We start from the raw sequence: 17,379 nt of genomic DNA, 5'->3' as shown, positions 1-17,379 counted from the left end.
CACTTGAGCACAAGGGAAGTCTCCCCATGACCGACTCCACCAAGCCCGACACCTCCGGCACCGAGACAGCCGAGTCAGACCTGTTGAACTGGGACTTCATCCAGGACCCGTATCTGACCTACCGGGAGATGCGCACCGGGACGGGGCCCCGGCGGCTCGTCATCAAGACATTGAGCACAGGTCTGCGTTCGTGGCTGGTCACCGAGTACAGCGATGTGCGCCGACTGCTGGCCGACCCCAGGCTCTCGAAGTCGGCCGCGGGCGCCGCACCGATCATCGCCAAGCACAGCACGGAGGACGTCTCGGGCGCGTCGATCACGTCGGACAGCATGCTGTTCAGCGATCCGCCGCAACACTCGCGATTGCGGCGGATGTTCAGCAGGGCGTTCACGATGCGCCGGACACTGGCCCTGCGGCCGCGCATCGAGGAACTCACCGACGAACTGCTTGACGCGATCCCGGCGGGAGCCGAGATCGACCTGGTGGAGTCGGTGGCGATGGCCCTCCCCATTGCGGTGATCGGCGAGTTGCTCGGCGTCCCCCGCGCCGCCCACCACGATCTCCGCCGGTGGAACCGGGCGCTGACCAGCGTCGACTCGGAGCCGTCGGAGAAGTACCAGGCCTACATGGCGTCGCTCGACTACTTCCGGACCCTGGTCGCCCAGAAGGCGAAGACTCATGACGGTGCGGACGACCTGATCAACGCGATGATCGATCCGGACAACGAGGAGCGGTTCGAAGAGTCCGAGCTGCTTTCCACCATCTTCCTGATGATGAACGCGGGATACGAGACCACCGCGAACTTGATCAGCAGTTCGGTGTACGCTCTGCTGAAGCACCCCGAACAGCTGGAGCTGTTGCGCGGGGATGCCACCCTCATACCGAACGCAGTAGAGGAATTCCTGCGCTATGAGAGCCCTCTGAACCTTTCCACCTTGCGCTACACCACCGAACCGGTGGAGGTCGGCGACACTGTTGTCCCCGCCGGCGAGGTGGTGTTCCTGGCGCTGTCCTCGGCGAATCGGGACCCGGACCGGTTCGCCGAGCCGGACCGATTGGACATTCGCCGGAACACCGCTACGCACCTGGCCTTCGGCCACGGAATCCATCATTGCGTCGGCGCGCCGCTGGCCCGACTGGAGGGCGAGATCGTGCTGGCCCGGCTGTTGGACAGGTTCCCGCACTGGGAGGCCGCCGAGCCACTGGAACGACTCACCTGGCGTTACACCCTGCAGTTCCGTGGATTGGAGCGGCTGCCGGTCAGGCTGCACGCATGACTCATCGACACCGTCAACGACGGGAACGGAGCGGACCCATGTCAGCAGAAGTGATCGACCGGTTCTTCGAGAGCTCGGGTGCCGGCGACATCGAGACCGCCGTCGCGTGTTTTGCCGACGACGGGAAGTGGATAACGCCCGACGGAGACGGAATCGGGACGGTGCACACCAAGGAGCAGATCGGCGATCTGATCATCAGTATGAACGCGATGCGCGAAAAGATGGTCGCCTCGGGGGTCGACGGGAAGTTCGAATCGCCGATCATGTTCGACGACAACATGGGGATGGTTCGGTGGACCGTCGAGACGGATGACGGGAAGGTGGTCAACCGTGGTGTTGACCTCTTCGTCCTGAGCGACGGGAAGATTGTGCTCAAAGACGTCTTCCGCAAGGCCTGAAAAACTCACTCAAGAAAGGGTCGAAGACGTGATCAACAGCTACGAGGAACTGGTCGAGACAACGATCAGCGCCACCACCGACATCGAGGACTTCGAGAACATCCAGGTCGGCCAGGGTGGTAGTTACGAGCACGCCCTGTTCACCAAGTCCGGTGAGAGGGTGGCCACTACCTCGGGTGGCTACAAGATTCACTATCGGCGAGAGTCCGACCAGCAGTTCATGGCCTATCTGACCAACGAAGTCGTCTTCGAGGACGGGTCCGGAACGATCAGGGTCGCCGGCTGGATCGATCTCGGCTCCCTCCTCTCGGGGGAGTGGGCCTACTACCCGAGCGTGGGTACCAGCGGCCGGTACGTCGGCCAGACGGGCTTCATGGCCTGGCGTCCTTACGACCTCGGCAAGGTGGAAGGGGCCGACGTGAAACTGATCATGTTCGCCTCCGCCGAGTGAACGACCGGGCGATGCCGTGACGGGGTGAGGACACTCACCTCTCAGTATTCGTGGCATCACGCCGCGAATCGGACACCTTTGTTCTCTGACGTGGAGGTTGAGAAATGGGCCGGGTCGCCGGGAAAGTCGCACTGGTCACTGGCGCTGCGCGTGGAATGGGACGTTCGCATGCGGTGCGCCTCGCCCAACAGGGTGCGGACATCGTAGCCGTCGACCTGTGCGCAGACCTCGAAACCGCGCCGTATCCGGGCGCGGACGGTCAGGATCTCTCCTCGACGACGCAGTTGGTCGAACAGTTGGGGCGGCGGATCCTTGCGCGCCGGGCAGATACGCGCAACTCCGACGAACTGCAGGATGTCGTCGACGAGGCGATAGCCGAGTTCGGGCACATCGACGTCGTGTGCGCGAATGCCGGAATGTCCAGCTTCGGGTTCTCGTGGGAACTTACCGACGAGGCCTGGCAAGAGATCATCGACGTCAATCTGACGGGGTCGTGGAAGACCGTCAAGGCGGTGATCCCCCACATGATCGAACGGAATGAAGGCGGATCGCTGGTCTTCATCAGCTCGACGGCGGGCTTGATCGGCGTGCCGACCATGGCGCACTACACCGCATCCAAGCACGGCGTGGTCGGGCTGATGCGGGCCTTGGCGGTCGAGCTGGCACCACACAACATCCGGGTGAACTCGGTGAACCCTGGAAACGTCGACACGCCGATGGTCAACAACGCTCAGATGCGAAAGATCTACCTGCCCGAAGTCTCCGATCCGACACCGGAGGACGCGAACGAAGTGATGAAGGAAATGAGCGCGTTGCCCACCGGCTGGCTGGACCCGCAAGGGGTCAGCGACGCCGTGGTCTACCTGGCGTCGGAAGAGGCGCGTCACATCACCGGAATCACGCTTCCGGTGGACGCCGGAATGATGCTCCCCAACAAGATGCGATAGGCGCCGGCTCGCGGCGAATCGCTCATCGGTCCACCAAAGAACTGTCAGCGTCTCAGGCGCACGCGAAACAAGCTACCGGAGGGCTACTCACGATGACGGAAAGCGCACTTCCTCTGACGGTCGATCGACTCGACATCATTGAGTTGACGGCCAAATACGCCTTTCGACTCGACACTCGCCAGTTCGATTCTCTGATGGAGCTGTTCAGCGACGACAGCCCGGTTTTCGACGAAGAAGGCTTCGGGCTGGGCAAGTTCACGGGGAAGGACGAGATCCGGCACCACTTCGAGGCCGACATCTACGGACAGATGGAGAACCTCTGTCACATGACGGTCAACCACGTGGTCAACGAGATTCGCGGCGACCGGGCGTCCGGCAACTGCCATGTCTTCGCCCAGGGCGATGTACGGGCCGGTGGGTTCTCCCGGGCCACCGCGTACTACCAGGACGAATACGTGCGCGAGGCGGGGGTCTGGAAGTTCTCCAGTCGCAAGGTGATCCCGTTGACCAGGCCGGAGATCGGTACCTTCGAATTCCCGGCAGGGCAGAACCCGTTCGATCAGTAGGCTGGAAGGTTACGGGACGATCAGCGGCATTCCGGTCGCAGGGCCTGAGGAAGAAGGAACGTGCACGCATCAACCACGAGTGACGGATCATGGATCAGGCCCCTGCGAAGCTCGGCTCGGCGCGGTCAAGTACACCTCGTCTGCTTCCCGTTCGCGGGCGGTTCCGCAGGATACTTCCGTTCGCTGGCGAACTCACTCGAACCGGATGTATCGGTGCTCGGGGTCCAGTATCCAGGGAGGCAGGACCGGCGTCACGAGCCCTTGATCGAGGACATCGGTCGGCTCGCCGACGAGATCTGCGAGGAGTTGATCCCGTGGGGAACGGAACCGCTCGCGTTCTTCGGTCACAGCATGGGATCGGTGGTGGCCTTCGAGGTGGCGCGTCGCCTTCAGCGGGACAATCGCCGCATGCCGCTCGCGCTGTTCGCGTCCGGACGTCGCGCCCCGTCGTGTCATCGAGCCGAGGATTTCCACGCGGCCGACGACGAAAGTATCATCGCCAACCTTCGATCGCTGGGAGGAACCGATCCGGCTCTTCTCGACGACGACGAGATGAGGCGTATGATCCTCCCCGTTGTCCGTGCCGATTACCGGGCCGTCGAGACATATCGCGCGCCAACGACCGAGACCAGGTTGAACGTGCCGATCACGGCGATAACTGGCGATCGCGATCCGAGCGTGTCGCTCGAGGAAGCTCGTGCCTGGCGAGGGCATGCAGCGGGATCCTTCGAACTGAAGGTCCTGACCGGAGGTCACTTCTTCATACATGAGCACGTCGCCGAGATAGCCGACTGCGTGAGGCGTGTGCTCCTGGGCCTCGGTTCCGAACGCACTCGACCGCTGCGACCGGAAGGGGGAGCCGGCCATGGACGTCGGCCTTGAAGTGAGCTGCCCGATGTGCGGAGGTCTCATCGAGGCGGCAGACAAGGACGAGCTGATCCGCTTGTCCCAGCTGCACACGATGGACGCCCACCGCTACAACGTTCCCGCTGAACACGTGTTGGCCTCGATGACGCCCGGTGACACAGATCCCGGCCAGGGAGAGGATGTGCAATGAAATCTGCGGCGGCGGAATGTCCCACCGTGGACGTGAACATGCTTGATTCCGACTTCGTGCAGGACCCCTATGAGACCATGGCCGCGTGGCGGACCCTGGGGCCGGTTGTCTACAACTCCCACCACGACCAGTACATGGTGACGTCGCATCGCAACTGCGCGCGAGTACTCGGTGACATCCGCCATTTCAACTCCGCAAACGTGCTCCCCGAGATGGAGAAAGCGTTCGGCGGACCGACCTTTCTCGGCACCGATGGTGTGCGGCACCAGACGGTCCGCGGAATCTGGGAGCCGGACTTCGAGCGCAGGACTGTCGAAGTCGACTGGGCGGCGCGGATACAGCGAGTGGTGGACGTATATGTGGATCAATTCGTTGAACGCCTTCGCTCCGGCGAACCTCTCGACGCGCTCGCGGAGATGACGCGGATCATTCCCACTGTTGTCACCGCCCAACTGCTGGGCGCCGAAGAGGACGTGTACGAGGACTTCATCAAGTGGAGTGACGCAACGGCGGCGGTTCTCGGCGCAAGGCTGGACCCGACCCCGAGGGGGCAGGAGATCGTCGCGGACGGCGCTGCGGCGTCGATCGCTCTGAACTCGTACATCGCCGGCCTCATCGAGAAGCACCGTGCCCGGGGGGTGAGCGACGGATCGCTCATGGCCCAGATGGTGTTCGACGATTTCGCGCCGTCCATGCCCGACCGGGAGATACTGGCGAACGGGACGATGTTGACGGTCGCGGCGAACGAGAGTACGGCGCAGGTGATGGCGATGATGCTGTACGCGCTGGGACGCCATCCTGATCAACGCCGCGCGCTGGTCGCCGACAGGTCGCTTGTTCCGGCCGCACTCGAAGAGGTCCACCGCTGGTCGACTCTCACGCAGTCGGTCCTGCGCTTCTCCTGCAGCGACGAGTCGAAGGTCGGGGGATTCACGATCCCCGAAGGTTCCGCGGTCGTGTCTCTTCTGGGCTGCGCGAACCGCGATCCCGCTCGCTGGGACGACCCGGACTCCTTCGACATCTCCCGTACCCGTAAAGCGCATCTGGGCTTCGGTTTCGGTCCCCACATCTGCCTTGGCATCCACATGGCCCGGATGGAGATGCGTATCTGGTTGAATCGCCTGCTGGACAAGCTGCCGGACTTCGAGATCGCGGGCGATGTCGACTTTGGCCCCGACTTCACACTGCGGGGCCTTCGGGGGATCCAGATCAGCGCGGCATGACTCAACCGGGCACGTGAACTCGTTGCCGGGGCGGACCCGTTGCGACACCCGCACCAGCGGTGATGAGGTGCGGCCTCCGCTCGTCGAGCGAGGCCGCGCTGCCAACCGCGGAACGCGGCTGCGGACGTCGCCACCGGCGGGCGCGCGGTGACTCCAGCGAGCTGCTCACCGGGCGGCGGGCCTGCCCACCTCCGCATGTCGAGTCCCGCCGCCGGGTCGGGCACGGGGAGGGTGACCCGGAGACCCCAGAGATGGCGGGTGACAACTAGGGGAGGGGCCACCGGGAAAACTAGGGGATGGTTCGCCGAGTCGCAGAACCTATCGTGGGGCGCACGCAGCTTCCCGGAGGTTGATGCATGGCTCACGCCGACCAAGCGCCTGTTTTGACCCCTTCTCCGCCCGCGCCCTCACTCATCCATCCCCCGCCGGAGCCGGACGAGCTGCGACGGGACCGGCCGGTCACCCGGTTCCGGCTCGCTTACGACAAGACCGGTCGGCCGGCCACGCGCCACGAGGACGCGCGCCAGGTGCCGACCGACCCGACCGAGCACACCCGTCCGCGTCGGCTCTTCGCTGGCGCACGTACCGCCCGTCGTGTGGAAGCGCTGCGGCCGCGAGTGACTGATGTGGACGCCGACCTGGTGGAGAACTTGTGACTACTCTGCGCTTCGGCGCGTTCCTGCCCCCGATCCACCCGCTGGGGGAGAGCCCGACGTGGTGGCTCCGCCACGACCTGGACTTCATGGCACACCTCGACCGGCTGGGCTTCGACGAGGCCTGGATCGGGGAGCACCACTCGACCGGTAGGGACCTCATCGCCTCGCCCGAGATCTTCATCGCGGCAGCAGCGGAGCGCACCACCCGAATCCGCCTCGGGACCGGCATGACCTCGATCCCGTACCACCATCCGCTATGGGTGGCCGACCGGATGGTGATGCTCGACCACCTCACGCAGGGCCGGGTGATGCTCGGGGTCGGTCCCGGCTCCCTGCCCTCCGACGTCGCCATGATCGGCATGACCCCCACCGAGAGCCGTGAGCTCCTCGAGACCCATCTGGACGTCATTCAGCGGTTGCTGGCCGGCGAGTCGGTCACCACGACGGTCGGGACCCACACGCTGGTCGACGCGACGCTGCAACTGCGCCCGTACACCGAACCGTGCTTCGAGATCGCGGTGGCCGCGACGGCGTCGCCGACCGGCGCGCGCCTGGCCGGCAGCCGCGGTGTGAGCCTGATCTCGCTCGGGGCGACCATGAGCCAGGACGGGTTCGACGCGCTGGCGTACCACTGGGGGATCGCCACCGAGCGCGCCGCCCACGCGGGACGGCCGGCGCCCGACCGCAGGACCTGGCGGCTGGTCACGAACGTGCACGTCGCCGAGACCCGGGAACAGGCCTATCACGACGTCGAGTTCGGGCTGCGGGACTGGCTGAGGCATCTGAATGACAACGCTGCCACGCCTGGGCTCGCGCTGCCCGACGGCAGTACGCGGGAGCTGATCGACTTCGTCAACGAATCGGGCCTGGGCGCGATCGGCACGGCCGACGACGTTCGCCGCCAGATCCAGCGCATGGTCGACCAGTCCGGGGGGTTCGGCACCGTACTGCTGCTGGCGCACGACTGGGCCGCCCCGACGGCGAAGTGGCGCTCGTGGGAACTCGTCGCTCGTCAGGTCGCCCCGCACTTCCAGGGAGCGGGAACCAGCCACGCCCAGGCGTCCTACGACGCCCGGGACCGGATCCTCGCGCGGCGCGAGGAGGCTACCGTCGCGGCCGGCGCGGCGCTCGAGCACATGAACCGCAAGTACGCCGACGAGGTGGCCGGAGGGTCCTGACCGTGCCGTCGTGACCCGCCTGGCCGCGGTCGACGACCACGGCCGGAGGATCTCATGGTCCGGGGCTGTGGGACCGGCGCATCACCACACGGCCCTGCGGGCCGCGGCGCCGCCGGCGCCCCGGAGTGAGGCCCCGCACCGGGTCGCCGACCGGCGCGGTGAGCCGCTGCACCGTCGGATCGGACGGAACCCGGGCCGAACACTCCCCGGGTCCCGTCCGGGACACCGACCTCGGCTGGGCACCCACCGCCCACTGCGAGCGACACCGCCAGACCAAGAAGGAACTTCGCCGGGCCGTGGACCGCGGCCCGGCAGCGAGCACCGATGCCTGCAGAAGGAGACGTTTCCGTCATGGCGACATGGTTCATCACCGGAGCCGCCCGGGGGCTGGGCGCCGAGACAGCCCGGCATGCCCTGAAAGCGGGACACGACGTCGCCGTCGGCGCCCGGCGACTCGACGCGTTGCCCGACGACCTGCGCGCCGCCGAGCGATGCCATCCGGTCACCCTCGACGTCACCGACCAGGCCCAGATCGACCGTGCCGTCGCGGAGGTCGTCGATCGGTTCGCCACGATCGACGTGCTGGTCAACAACGCGGGCCGCGTACTGGTGGGCGCGCTGGAGGAGGTCACCGACGCCGAGGCCAGATCGCTGTTCGACGTCAACGTCTTCGGTCTGATCAACGTGACGCGAGCGGTCCTGCCGACGATGCGTGCTGCCGGCAAGGGCAAGATCGTGCACATCGGCTCCCGGGCGGGGTTCGAGGGCGAGCCCGGGGTGAGCCTGTACAGCGCCTCGAAGTTCGCGGTCGCCGGCATCAGCGAAGCCCTCGCCGCGGAGCTGGGCCCGTTGGGAATCCAGAGCATGGTCGTCGAGCCAGGGGCGTTCCGCACCGACCTCTTCGACCCCAGCTCCCTGGCGGTCTCCGAGGCGCGGCTGGCAGCCTACGACGGCACCCCCGCCCACCTCGTGCGCGACGGGGTCGGCGCGGCCAACCACGCCCAGCCCGGGGACCCGGTCAAGGGCGCGGCGCTGATCGTCGAGGTGACCGACGGCGAGACGCTGCCCTCGCACCTGCTCGTGGGCAGCGACGCCTACGAGCGCCTCGAGGCCAAGAACGCGCTGGTTGCCGAGCACATCGCCCCGTGGCGCGGCAAGGCGCTGGACACCGCGCACCGCGACTGAGTCCGACCGTTTCGCATCGCGCCGCGGTCCCAGGCCCTGCCCCGCGGCACGAACGTCCCCCGGCTGTGCCGCCCAGGCCTGCGGGGTGGACGCGGTCGAGTCCGTGATCCGGAAGTCGGGCCCGCCGGCCTGTGAGTAGTGGCAAGGGAGAGCGTGTGCACACTTTGGTTATCAGCGCGCGAGATGCGGTCGCGGTGACGGTACCGCTGCCGGTCGGCATGATCCGGACCGGGGACCGGTGAAGGCCGTGGCCGAGCCACGCGCGGACGCCGGACTCGACGGACTTCCCGTAGCACTGCATGCGAAAGTCGCCGCCGCCCAGGCAGCGTGGGCGGTTGCTCGCTGCGCGCGGCACACGGTCGTGCCGGAACACCACTGGCCGGACGAAACCGATCTCGCCGCGCTGCGCGCCGGACGAGCACTGACCGAGCTGGTCTCCCGCTATGTGGGGAGGGCCGTCGTGGCCGCACGGGCCGAGGGGATCGGCTGGCCGGTCATCGGCGAGGCGCTCGGGGTCGCCGACCCGGAGGCCGCTTTCGGCCCCGCAGTCGCCGGCTGGGCCGAAGAGCTGGCGCGCGTCCGCGCGGGACAGGTGCACCTGGCGGACCAGCCGGCGCTCGACTGGGTCGTCGACACGGCTTGGTGGGCCGAAGCGCTGCGGGAGTGGCTCAGCAGGCCCGGTGACAACCTCCTCGACTCCGCGGCCGGACGGCCGCCGGAGAACGGGAACGACTGGTGGCACCCGGACGAGCGAGCCGCAGGCGAGGACGACGAGGCCGACGCGGGCCTCCTGTCGTGAACCGGACCAGCCAAGGAAGGAAAGCCGTGCCGAACGCAGAGCTCAAGGAGATTCAGCAGGCCGTCGTGACCGGGGACCCGGGCGCGCTGGCCGGGCTGCGGGTGCCGGAGAGCTACCGCGGCGTGACCGTACACGCCGAGGAGACCGAGATGTTCGAGGGCATCGCCAGCGCGGACAAGGACCCGCGCAAGTCGCTGCACGTGGAGGAGGTCCCGACACCGGAACTCGGGCCCGGTGAGGCGCTGATCGCGGTGATGGCGAGCGCGATCAACTACAACACGGTCTGGACCTCGATCTTCGAACCCCTGCCCACCTTCAAGTTCCTCCGGCGCTACGGGAAGCTGTCCCCGCTGTCGAAGCGGCACGACCTGCCCCACCACGTGGTCGGCTCGGACGCCTCGGGTGTCGTGCTGCGCACCGGGCCCGGGGTGCACCGCTGGAAGCCCGGCGACGAAGTCGTGGCGCACTGCCTCAGCGTCGAGCTGGAAGGCCCCGAGGGTCACGACGACACGATGCTCGACCCCCAGCAGCGGATCTGGGGTTTCGAGACCAACTTCGGTGGCCTCGCCGAGATCTCCCTGGTGAAGGCGAACCAGCTGATGCCCAAACCCGCACACCTGACGTGGGAGGAGGCGGCGAGCCCCGGGCTGGTCAACTCGACCGCGTACCGGCAGCTGGTGTCGCGCAACGGTGCGAACATGAAGCAGGGCGACGTGGTCCTGGTCTGGGGCGCTTCCGGCGGGCTCGGCTCGTACGCCACGCAGTACGTGCTCAATGGCGGCGGCATCCCGGTGTGCGTCGTGTCCAGTCCGGAGAAGGCGGAGATCTGCCACCGCCTCGGTGCGGAGCTGGTCATCGACCGCAGCGCCGAGGGGTACCGGTTCTGGCGGGACGAGCACACCCAGGACCCGAAGGAGTGGCAGCGGTTCGGCGCCCGCATCAGGGAGCTGACCGGCGGCGACGACGCGGACATCGTGTTCGAGCACCCGGGCCGGGAGACGTTCGGCGCTTCGGTCTACGCGGCCCGCAAGGGCGGCACGATCGTGACCTGCGCGTCCACCTCGGGGTTCACGCACCAGTTCGACAACCGGTACCTGTGGATGAACCTCAAGCGGATCGTCGGATCGCACTTCGCGAACTACCGGGAGTCGTGGGAAGCCAACCGGCTGATCGACAAGGGGCTCATCCACCCGACGCTCTCGAAGTCCTACGCGCTGGAGGACACCGGCCGGGCCACGCTCGACGTGCACCGCAACGTGCACCACGGCAAGGTCGGCGTGCTGTGCCTCGCGCCGGAAGAGGGCCTCGGCGTGCGGAACAGGGAAAAGCGTGCCCGGCACCTCGGCAGCATCAACGCCTTCCGTCAGGTGCACCGGGATTCCGTCCGGTGACGCCGGACGTACACCCGCGCTCGTAGTGTTCACCGCCGGGATGGGGGACCGCCTCGGCGGTGTGGAGCCGATCTGCGCTGTGCGGGCAGCGCACGGCATCAGCACCCCCGTCGCCGAGCACCTCGACGCGGCCGGTGTCGCGGTGAAAGTCACTCTCTCGCGGCCGTCACGGCGCCGTTCGTAGATGAGGCGGAACGTTTGTCATGGACGTTTCGACTTTCAATGTACGCAGTATCCAAGACAAAGAAATTCTGGCTCTGTCAACCTCGCGGGCCCGGCCTTGGTCTTGGAAGGTATGGCCTCATTGCGTAAGAACCTGTTGTGACTCCGGGTGACGGAAGTTCTGCTCTCGGTATACCCCTCGGCTCCGGTGTCGAGTTCGCACGAAGAGATCGCCACCGCCGGATGGGGTCGACTCCCGCGACCACCGTTGCCTGCGCGGTGAGATAGGGCACATCGCCTGTCGCGCCGACCGGAAACCGCTACCGAGCGACTACGAACCCCCAGCTCGCAGCACCAACTGAGGTTGAAACCAGGGCGGTTCCTTATTCTGCCCATAGGTTCAACGGCGTGATCGGCTGGGGTAGATATGAGTATGGCCGTCGTGGTGGCAAATGTCGGCCCGCAGGAGTGGTCGGTCGCATTGAATTTGTGGCATTGATGTCCGGTCTCAACCCATCGATTTCCGTATTCCTAATCCTTGTTCCGAGTGGCATGTCGGTGCTCGCGACGTACAGCTTCATGAGAGTCAGGGGATCGTGCATGATCGAGCGAGAGTCCGAGCTCGCTGAGTTGGCTGCAGCTTTTGCGGAGTCCGTCGCCGGGGGCGTGCGGGTTGTCGTGCTTCACGGGGTTGTCGGAACCGGTAAGACGGCGTTGTTGGAGGAGTTCGGGGTCCGGGTTCGTGAGGCGGGGGCGCGGCTGCTGCGGGCGAGTGGGGCGCCGACCGAGAGCTCGCTGTCGCTGGGCATGGTGCGGCAGTTGCTCGCCGGTGAGGTTTTCGACCGCGAGAGGGCGGCGACCGTGCGTGGTCTGCTCGACCACCAGCTGCTCGCCGATGCGGCGTGCGACGGGGTGAGCCGGTCCCGGGTGCTGGACGGGTTGGCGACGGCGGTTCTGGAGTTGGCCGAGCAGAGCACGGTGGTGATCGCCATCGACGACACGCAGTATCTCGACGCGTTCTCCCAGGACTGGCTGATCTATCTGCTCCGTCGTGCCGGGCACGCCCGCATCCTGATCGTCTTCGGCTGGCGCGACGACGACGTCGAGATGTCCGAGGACAACTCCCGCCTCCTGTGCGCCGAGCTCTACCAGCAGGCCTATCTGCGGCGGTTGCTGCTGGCCCCACTGTCGTCCAGCGGCGTCGCGCGGATCATGGCCGGGAGACTCCTCGAGTCCGGTTCGACGGAGCTGGCCGCGCAGGCCCATCGGCTCACCGGTGGCAATCTGCTCCTGCTGCATGCGTTACTGGAGGACAGCCGGGCCGCCACCGGTGGCGACGGCCCGCCGGCCGAGCTGAAGACCGGGCCCGAGTTCGAGCGGGCGGTCCAGGTCGTCCTGGCCCGCTGCGATCCGGTGACGTTGCGGGTCGCCGGTGCGATCTCGGTCGTCGGTGAGCCGTCGCGGTTCGCGTACCTCGACCGGCTGGTCGGCGTCCCGTCGGACCGGGTCGCCGTCGCCATGCAGGTACTGACCCGCACGGGTCTGGTGGAGGCCGGCCGGATGCGGCACCCGGTCATGGCCGGCGTCGTGCTCAACACCTTCTCGGCCGCGGACCGCTCCGAGCTGAGCCGACGCGCTGCGGATCTGCTCAAGGCGTGCGGTGCGGACTCCCTGACGATCGCGGAGCACTTCGTCGCCTCCGGCCGTCTCGACGACCCGTCGGCCGTGCTGAACCTGGTGGAGGGGGCGAAGCAGGCGCTGAAGGAGGGCCACGCGCGGCGGGCCACGGAGCTGCTGCGCCTGGCGTACCAGGTGGATACCGGCGGCCGGCGTCGGGTGGAGATCCTGGCCCTGCTGCTGCGGGCGGGGTGGCGGGATGATCTGCGAGCCTCGGTCGGGCATCTGCCCGAGCTGACCGAGGCGATGCTGAGCGGCCGGCTCCGGGGCCGGGACACGACGCTGCCCGTGATCATGCTGCTGCTCCAGGGCCGGGTGGAGGACGCCTGCTCGGTGCTCTCCCGGCTGGCGGCAGACGTGCCGCCGGGCTCCCCGCCCTCGTGGGAGTTCGAGATGGTACGGATGTGGCTGGCCGACGTGTATCCCGGCATCTTCCGGCGCGTGGCCTGCGAGAGCAGGACGAACGGCACGCCGATCACGCCTCCGGGCGCCATCGGTTATCGGTTGCTCGAGCACTTCCAGAGCTCCCACCATCAGGGGGCGACCGCGGAGCGGCTGGGCCAGGCCGACGAGGCGCTGTGGCAGCAGCCGCTGACCGAGATCAACCTGTTGCCGCTCATTCTCGCGTTGCGCACGATGGTGTATGCCGAGCGGTTGGAGGAGGCCGAGCAGCGGTGCCGGGAGCTGATGCAGGCCTGCCTCGATCTCCAGGCACCCACCTGGCGTGCGCTGTTCTGCGCGATCGCGGCGGACATCTCCCTGCGCCGGGGCTCGCTCGGCGTTGCGGCCTCCCGGGCGAGTGCCGCGCTCGAACTCCTGCCGGTCGCCGACTGGGGCGTACTGGCCGCTGAACCGCTGAGTACCCTGCTGACGGCCCAGACGCTGCAGGGCAAACACGACGAAGCGGCACGCACGCTGGCCCTGCGGGTGCCGGACGTGATGTTCGAGACGCCGTTCGGGCTGTCCTACCTGCTGGCGCGCGGCCGTCACTACGTCGAGCGCGGTCTCGCCCAGGTCGCCCTCGACGACTTCCAGGCCGTCGCGGACCTGCTCGACCAGTGGGGGATGGCCCGGACCGAGACACTGTCGTGGCGCACGGAGATGGCCGCCGCCCACCTGCAACTCGGGAACCACGAGACGGCCGCGCGCTACGCCCGCGAGCAGCTGCGCCGGATCGGCACGGACTGCCACCTGCGGGTGCGCGGGCGCACCATGCGGCTGCTGGCGGCGACCCGCGAACTGCACCGCCGGCCACCGATGCTGCGCGAGGCTGTGGACGTGCTGCACCGGAGCGGGGACATGTTCGAGCTGGCGAGTGCGCTCGCCGCGCTGCACGATGCGTACACCCAGCTCGGGGACGCCGGCCGGGCGCGGTCGGTGGCCCGCAAGACCAACAGCATCAGGCAGGCGTATTTCGCGGAGCAGCCCGCTCGGCGGGTCGGCGCGCCGGACGTGCTGGAGGAGACGGAAGTCGACATGCTCGCGCTCAGCGATGCGGAGCGGAGGGTCGCCAAGGCCGCGGCAAGGGGCCTGACCAACCGGGAGATAGCCGGCAAGCTCCACCTCACGACCAGCACGGTGGAGCAGCACCTGACCCGGATCTACCGCAAACTGGGGGTCAGTTCACGAGTGCAGCTCCAGTCCCGCCTCGGGGTCCAACCTCCTTCCCCCCACCCCGCTCTCCAGGACGCCTCCGCCTAAAGGGTGTTGCACAAGACTGTGTTTGGGCAGGCCAGGGCGGGTGGAGACGGTCCTCTGGTCATGATGCGAGGGCGAGGTTGTGCATGTGGGCAACGGCCTGGACGGCGTGGTGGAGGCCGTCGCCGCGTTGCCGGCAGTCGCGGAGGATCTTGTAGTTCTTCATCCGGCCGATCACATGCTCCACCCTTGCACGGACCTTGCGGTGCGCCGCGTTGTCGTCTTCCTCGCCCGGCAGCAGCTCGCGTCGGGGGCGTTTGCGGTGTGGGACGATCAGGCTGGTGTTGATGTAGGCGCCGTCGCCGAGGACTGTCACGCCCTCGCAATGCTGGGCCAGGCCGGAGTTCCGCCAGGCATGCGCGTCCGCGGTGGTGCCCGGCACCGGCCGGGCCGCGGCGATCACCAGGCGGGTGTCGGCGTCCACGATGACCTGCACGTTTGCCGAGAAGCGGTAGTTGCGTGACGAGGAGCCGACCTTGCGGTCACGGACGGGGACGAGGGTGCCGTCTACGATCCACAACCGGTCGGCGGCATCGGTGGTGGCCCGGGACGGCTCGAGCGCGATCAGTGGACCGAGCCGTTGGATCACCCGGCACACCGTCGAGGACGAGATCCCGAACAGCGGCCCGAGCTGCCGCATGGTCAGATTCGTGCGGTAGTACACGGCTACCAGCAGGACCCGCTTGGCCAGCGGAGGACACCACGGTCGGCCCCGCAGAGTCCCGTTGCCACCGCGGTCACGGACCGCCTTCAGCAGCCGCTCGAACTGCTCCAACCGCAGCCCCGTGAACGTCTCCACCCACACGCGTTCAGCCCTCAACACCCCAGCCATACACCGGAGATGCCCAGTTCACAGTCTTGTGCGACACCCTTTAGTACTGCAACGGTGCTTGTTCTGAGTGCTGGGCAGTTTTCAGGGGCTGTGTCCACGGCGTTTGTAGTGACTGAGCCGAGCTTGATACTGCCGTCTGCGGCGCCATGTCGACCAGTGCAGGATGTGGTCGCCTGGGGTGGGACGGCGGTTGGTGAGTCGGGTGATCAGGCGTCTGATCTCGGCAAGGCTGAGGTTGATGAGCTGGGAGGATCCGTTTCTGCTTTGTCCGTGTCCAGCTGTCGGGCCCGCAGGACGGTCAGGCAGGCGTGGGCGGCCATGGCCAGGGTCATGTGACGGTGCCAGCCGGGATAGCGGCGGACCTGGTAGTCGTCCAGGCCGCACTCCTGCTTGGCGGTCTGGAAGCATTCCTCCACCGCCCAGCGGCTGCCCGCGATGCGAATCAGCTCGTCCAGTGTGGTGCCGGCGGGGCAGTAGGCGATGTAGTAGGAGATCTCCTCAGGCAGCCCGGCGGACCATCGTCTTGGCCATCGCCACTTTCGTCTCGAAGGCGACACTGTCGTCGATGCCGCCCCGGCGGCAGCGTTCCCGGTCGTCCGTCCAGGAGGTGGGCAGGTAGAGCCGCCGGTCGATCAGAGTGCGTCCGCGGCTCGTGGCGTATGCGAGGAAGACGCCGATCTGGCAGTTCTCGGTGCGTCCGGCGGTACCGGAGTACTGCCTTTGCACACCGGCCGAGCGGATGCCCTTCTTGAGGAACCCGGTGTCGTCGACGATCAGGACGGCATCTGGGTCTCCGAGGTGTTCGACGACGTAGTCGCGTACGTCGTCCAGGACCTCGTCGGCGTCCCACTCGATGCGGTTCAGCAGTCGGTGGATGCGGTCGGGACCCTCATGTCCGGCCTCCTCCGCCAGCGTCCAGCCGTTCTTCCGCTCCAACGGAGCTACCAGCCCCCGCATATAGGCAAGCGCTGACTGACGCGGCTCCTCCCGGTTGAACCGGTGCACGAACCGCTCATGCACGGCCTCGAGTTCACCAGCCCACAACCTGGCATCAGCAAGGTCCCCACCCATGACCACATCAACGAACGAGCTGGCCAGCAGTCACGGCAAGCACCGTTGCAGTACTAACCCATGGCGGCGCGTGGTCCGACTTCCGGTCGAGCGCCTTCGCTCCTGACCGCCGTCCAGACCGTCCGCGTGACGGTGATCACGGACGTCCTTCGGGGGTGCTGCGTAGGCTTGGATCGTCGCCGCGGTGGGGTCCGCGAGAGTGGGCGAAGCCCTCCTCCAGTCACCTGACGGGGCGTCAGGAAAGTCAGCAAGTGGTCAGCATGAGTCCTGAAAAACCTGGGGACAGCTGCCCGAACATGCGACTCGTTGTAGGGTGTCGAAACAGCCCTTGACCTGCAAAAACGCAGGCAGGGAGCCTACTTGTGGGAGTGCCCCGATGTTGCGTACAATGTTCAAGTCCAAGATCCACCGAGCCACCGTCACCCAGGCCGACCTGCACTACGTCGGTTCGGTGACCATCGACGCCGATCTGCTGGACGCCGCCGACCTGCTGCCCGGTGAGCTCGTGCACATCGTGGACGTCACGAACGGTGCCCGGCTGGAGACGTACGTCATCGAGGGCGAGCGGGGTTCCGGCGTGGTCGGGATCAACGGGGCCGCCGCTCACCTCGTCCACCCCGGTGACCTGGTGATCATCATCAGCTACGCCCAGGTCACCGACGCCGAGGCGCGGTCGCTGAAGCCGCGGGTCGTGCACGTGGACGGCGACAACCGTATCGTCGCCCTGGGCGCCGATGCGTCCGAGCCGGTACCGGGCTCGGACCAGGAACGCAGCCCGCAGGCCGTGTCGGCCTGACGTACCGACCCTGCG

General features: G+C 67.2%; 15 protein-coding genes and 1 pseudogene. 14 read left to right on the top strand and 2 right to left on the bottom strand.

The window, feature by feature from the left end; translation table 11 throughout:
* Positions 1-26 precede the first annotated feature (26 nt).
* From ACP4J0_RS19955 to ACP4J0_RS19895, 13 genes are all read left to right on the top strand, one after another.
* Positions 27-1,277, top strand: coding sequence for a cytochrome P450 family protein (locus tag ACP4J0_RS19955; RefSeq protein WP_426600023.1), 1,251 nt, complete (start codon positions 27-29; stop codon positions 1,275-1,277).
* A 38-nt stretch (positions 1,278-1,315) separates the two neighbouring features.
* Positions 1,316-1,675 carry a nuclear transport factor 2 family protein gene (locus ACP4J0_RS19950; RefSeq protein ID WP_426600022.1) on the top strand — a complete coding sequence of 120 codons (360 nt, stop codon included), beginning with the start codon at positions 1,316-1,318 and terminating at the stop codon, positions 1,673-1,675.
* A 28-nt stretch (positions 1,676-1,703) separates the two neighbouring features.
* Positions 1,704-2,126: an allene oxide cyclase barrel-like domain-containing protein gene (locus ACP4J0_RS19945; RefSeq protein WP_426600021.1), complete on the top strand. Its 423-nt coding sequence runs from the start codon at positions 1,704-1,706 to the stop codon at positions 2,124-2,126.
* 104 nt (positions 2,127-2,230) lie between these two features.
* Positions 2,231-3,073 carry a mycofactocin-coupled SDR family oxidoreductase gene (locus tag ACP4J0_RS19940; protein WP_333748774.1) on the top strand — a complete coding sequence of 281 codons (843 nt, stop codon included), beginning with the start codon at positions 2,231-2,233 and terminating at the stop codon, positions 3,071-3,073.
* 92 nt (positions 3,074-3,165) lie between these two features.
* Positions 3,166-3,639 (top strand): nuclear transport factor 2 family protein, encoded by a 474-nt coding sequence (locus tag ACP4J0_RS19935; RefSeq protein WP_333748775.1) that lies wholly within the window; start codon positions 3,166-3,168, stop codon positions 3,637-3,639.
* A gap of 60 nt (positions 3,640-3,699) precedes the next feature.
* Positions 3,700-4,521 carry a thioesterase II family protein gene (locus ACP4J0_RS19930; protein WP_426600020.1) on the top strand — a complete coding sequence of 274 codons (822 nt, stop codon included), beginning with the start codon at positions 3,700-3,702 and terminating at the stop codon, positions 4,519-4,521.
* Positions 4,505-4,696 (top strand): hypothetical protein, encoded by a 192-nt coding sequence (locus ACP4J0_RS19925; protein WP_333748777.1) that lies wholly within the window; start codon positions 4,505-4,507, stop codon positions 4,694-4,696. The genes ACP4J0_RS19930 and ACP4J0_RS19925 overlap by 17 nt, the downstream gene beginning before the upstream one ends.
* A 26-nt stretch (positions 4,697-4,722) precedes the next feature.
* A complete protein-coding gene (locus ACP4J0_RS19920) occupies positions 4,723-5,919 on the top strand; it encodes a cytochrome P450 (RefSeq protein WP_362024177.1) in 1,197 nt (398 codons plus the stop codon).
* Between the two features lie 652 nt (positions 5,920-6,571).
* On the top strand, positions 6,572-7,753 hold the full coding sequence (locus ACP4J0_RS19915) for an LLM class flavin-dependent oxidoreductase (protein WP_426600019.1): 1,182 nt from the start codon (positions 6,572-6,574) through the stop codon (positions 7,751-7,753).
* Between the two features lie 351 nt (positions 7,754-8,104).
* Complete coding sequence (locus ACP4J0_RS19910; RefSeq protein ID WP_358747082.1) at positions 8,105-8,938, top strand: SDR family oxidoreductase; 834 nt, start codon at positions 8,105-8,107, stop codon at positions 8,936-8,938.
* Positions 8,939-9,185: 247 nt separating this feature from the next.
* Entirely contained in the window at positions 9,186-9,737 is a 552-nt protein-coding gene (locus tag ACP4J0_RS19905) for a hypothetical protein (protein ID WP_426600018.1), read from the top strand.
* A 50-nt stretch (positions 9,738-9,787) separates the two neighbouring features.
* Positions 9,788-11,128 carry a crotonyl-CoA carboxylase/reductase gene (gene ccrA, locus ACP4J0_RS19900; RefSeq protein ID WP_426600029.1) on the top strand — a complete coding sequence of 447 codons (1,341 nt, stop codon included), beginning with the start codon at positions 9,788-9,790 and terminating at the stop codon, positions 11,126-11,128.
* A gap of 714 nt (positions 11,129-11,842) precedes the next feature.
* Positions 11,843-14,668 carry an AAA family ATPase gene (locus ACP4J0_RS19895; RefSeq protein WP_426600017.1) on the top strand — a complete coding sequence of 942 codons (2,826 nt, stop codon included), beginning with the start codon at positions 11,843-11,845 and terminating at the stop codon, positions 14,666-14,668.
* A 58-nt stretch (positions 14,669-14,726) separates the two neighbouring features.
* Here ACP4J0_RS19895 and ACP4J0_RS19890 read toward each other — a convergent pair whose 3' ends face one another.
* Both ACP4J0_RS19890 and ACP4J0_RS19885 read right to left on the bottom strand, forming a co-directional pair.
* A complete protein-coding gene (locus ACP4J0_RS19890; protein WP_426600016.1) occupies positions 14,727-15,497 on the bottom strand; it encodes a transposase family protein in 771 nt (256 codons plus the stop codon).
* A 206-nt stretch (positions 15,498-15,703) separates the two neighbouring features.
* A pseudogene (locus ACP4J0_RS19885) lies at positions 15,704-16,568 on the bottom strand (IS701 family transposase).
* Positions 16,569-16,944: 376 nt separating this feature from the next.
* Here ACP4J0_RS19885 and panD point away from each other — a divergent pair.
* The gene (panD, locus tag ACP4J0_RS19880) at positions 16,945-17,364 is read left to right on the top strand and encodes an aspartate 1-decarboxylase (protein ID WP_426600015.1); all 420 of its coding nucleotides are present in this window, start codon (positions 16,945-16,947) and stop codon (positions 17,362-17,364) included.
* The last annotated feature ends 15 nt before the right edge of the window (positions 17,365-17,379 follow it).

This window comes from Streptomyces sp. WG7 (assembly GCF_049975785.1).
Lineage (GTDB): Bacteria > Actinomycetota > Actinomycetes > Streptomycetales > Streptomycetaceae > Streptomyces.
The sequence above is the reverse complement of the archived record's forward strand: the minus strand, read 5'-3'. Positions and strand labels throughout refer to the sequence as shown.

What these genes read in the sequence shown, in the direction of transcription:
- ACP4J0_RS19955 (WP_426600023.1), top strand. Translation starts at nt 27, where the DNA reads ATGACCGACTCCACCAAGCCCGACACCTCCGGCACCGAGACAGCCGAG.
- ACP4J0_RS19950 (WP_426600022.1), top strand. Translation starts at nt 1,316, where the DNA reads ATGTCAGCAGAAGTGATCGACCGGTTCTTCGAGAGCTCGGGTGCCGGC.
- ACP4J0_RS19940 (WP_333748774.1), top strand. Translation starts at nt 2,231, where the DNA reads ATGGGCCGGGTCGCCGGGAAAGTCGCACTGGTCACTGGCGCTGCGCGT.
- ACP4J0_RS19935 (WP_333748775.1), top strand. Translation starts at nt 3,166, where the DNA reads ATGACGGAAAGCGCACTTCCTCTGACGGTCGATCGACTCGACATCATT.
- ACP4J0_RS19925 (WP_333748777.1), top strand. Translation starts at nt 4,505, where the DNA reads ATGGACGTCGGCCTTGAAGTGAGCTGCCCGATGTGCGGAGGTCTCATC.
- ACP4J0_RS19910 (WP_358747082.1), top strand. Translation starts at nt 8,105, where the DNA reads ATGGCGACATGGTTCATCACCGGAGCCGCCCGGGGGCTGGGCGCCGAG.
- ACP4J0_RS19895 (WP_426600017.1), top strand. Translation starts at nt 11,843, where the DNA reads ATGTCGGTGCTCGCGACGTACAGCTTCATGAGAGTCAGGGGATCGTGC.
- ACP4J0_RS19890 (WP_426600016.1), bottom strand. Translation starts at nt 15,497, where the DNA reads ATGGCTGGGGTGTTGAGGGCTGAACGCGTGTGGGTGGAGACGTTCACG.
- panD (WP_426600015.1), top strand. Translation starts at nt 16,945, where the DNA reads ATGTTGCGTACAATGTTCAAGTCCAAGATCCACCGAGCCACCGTCACC.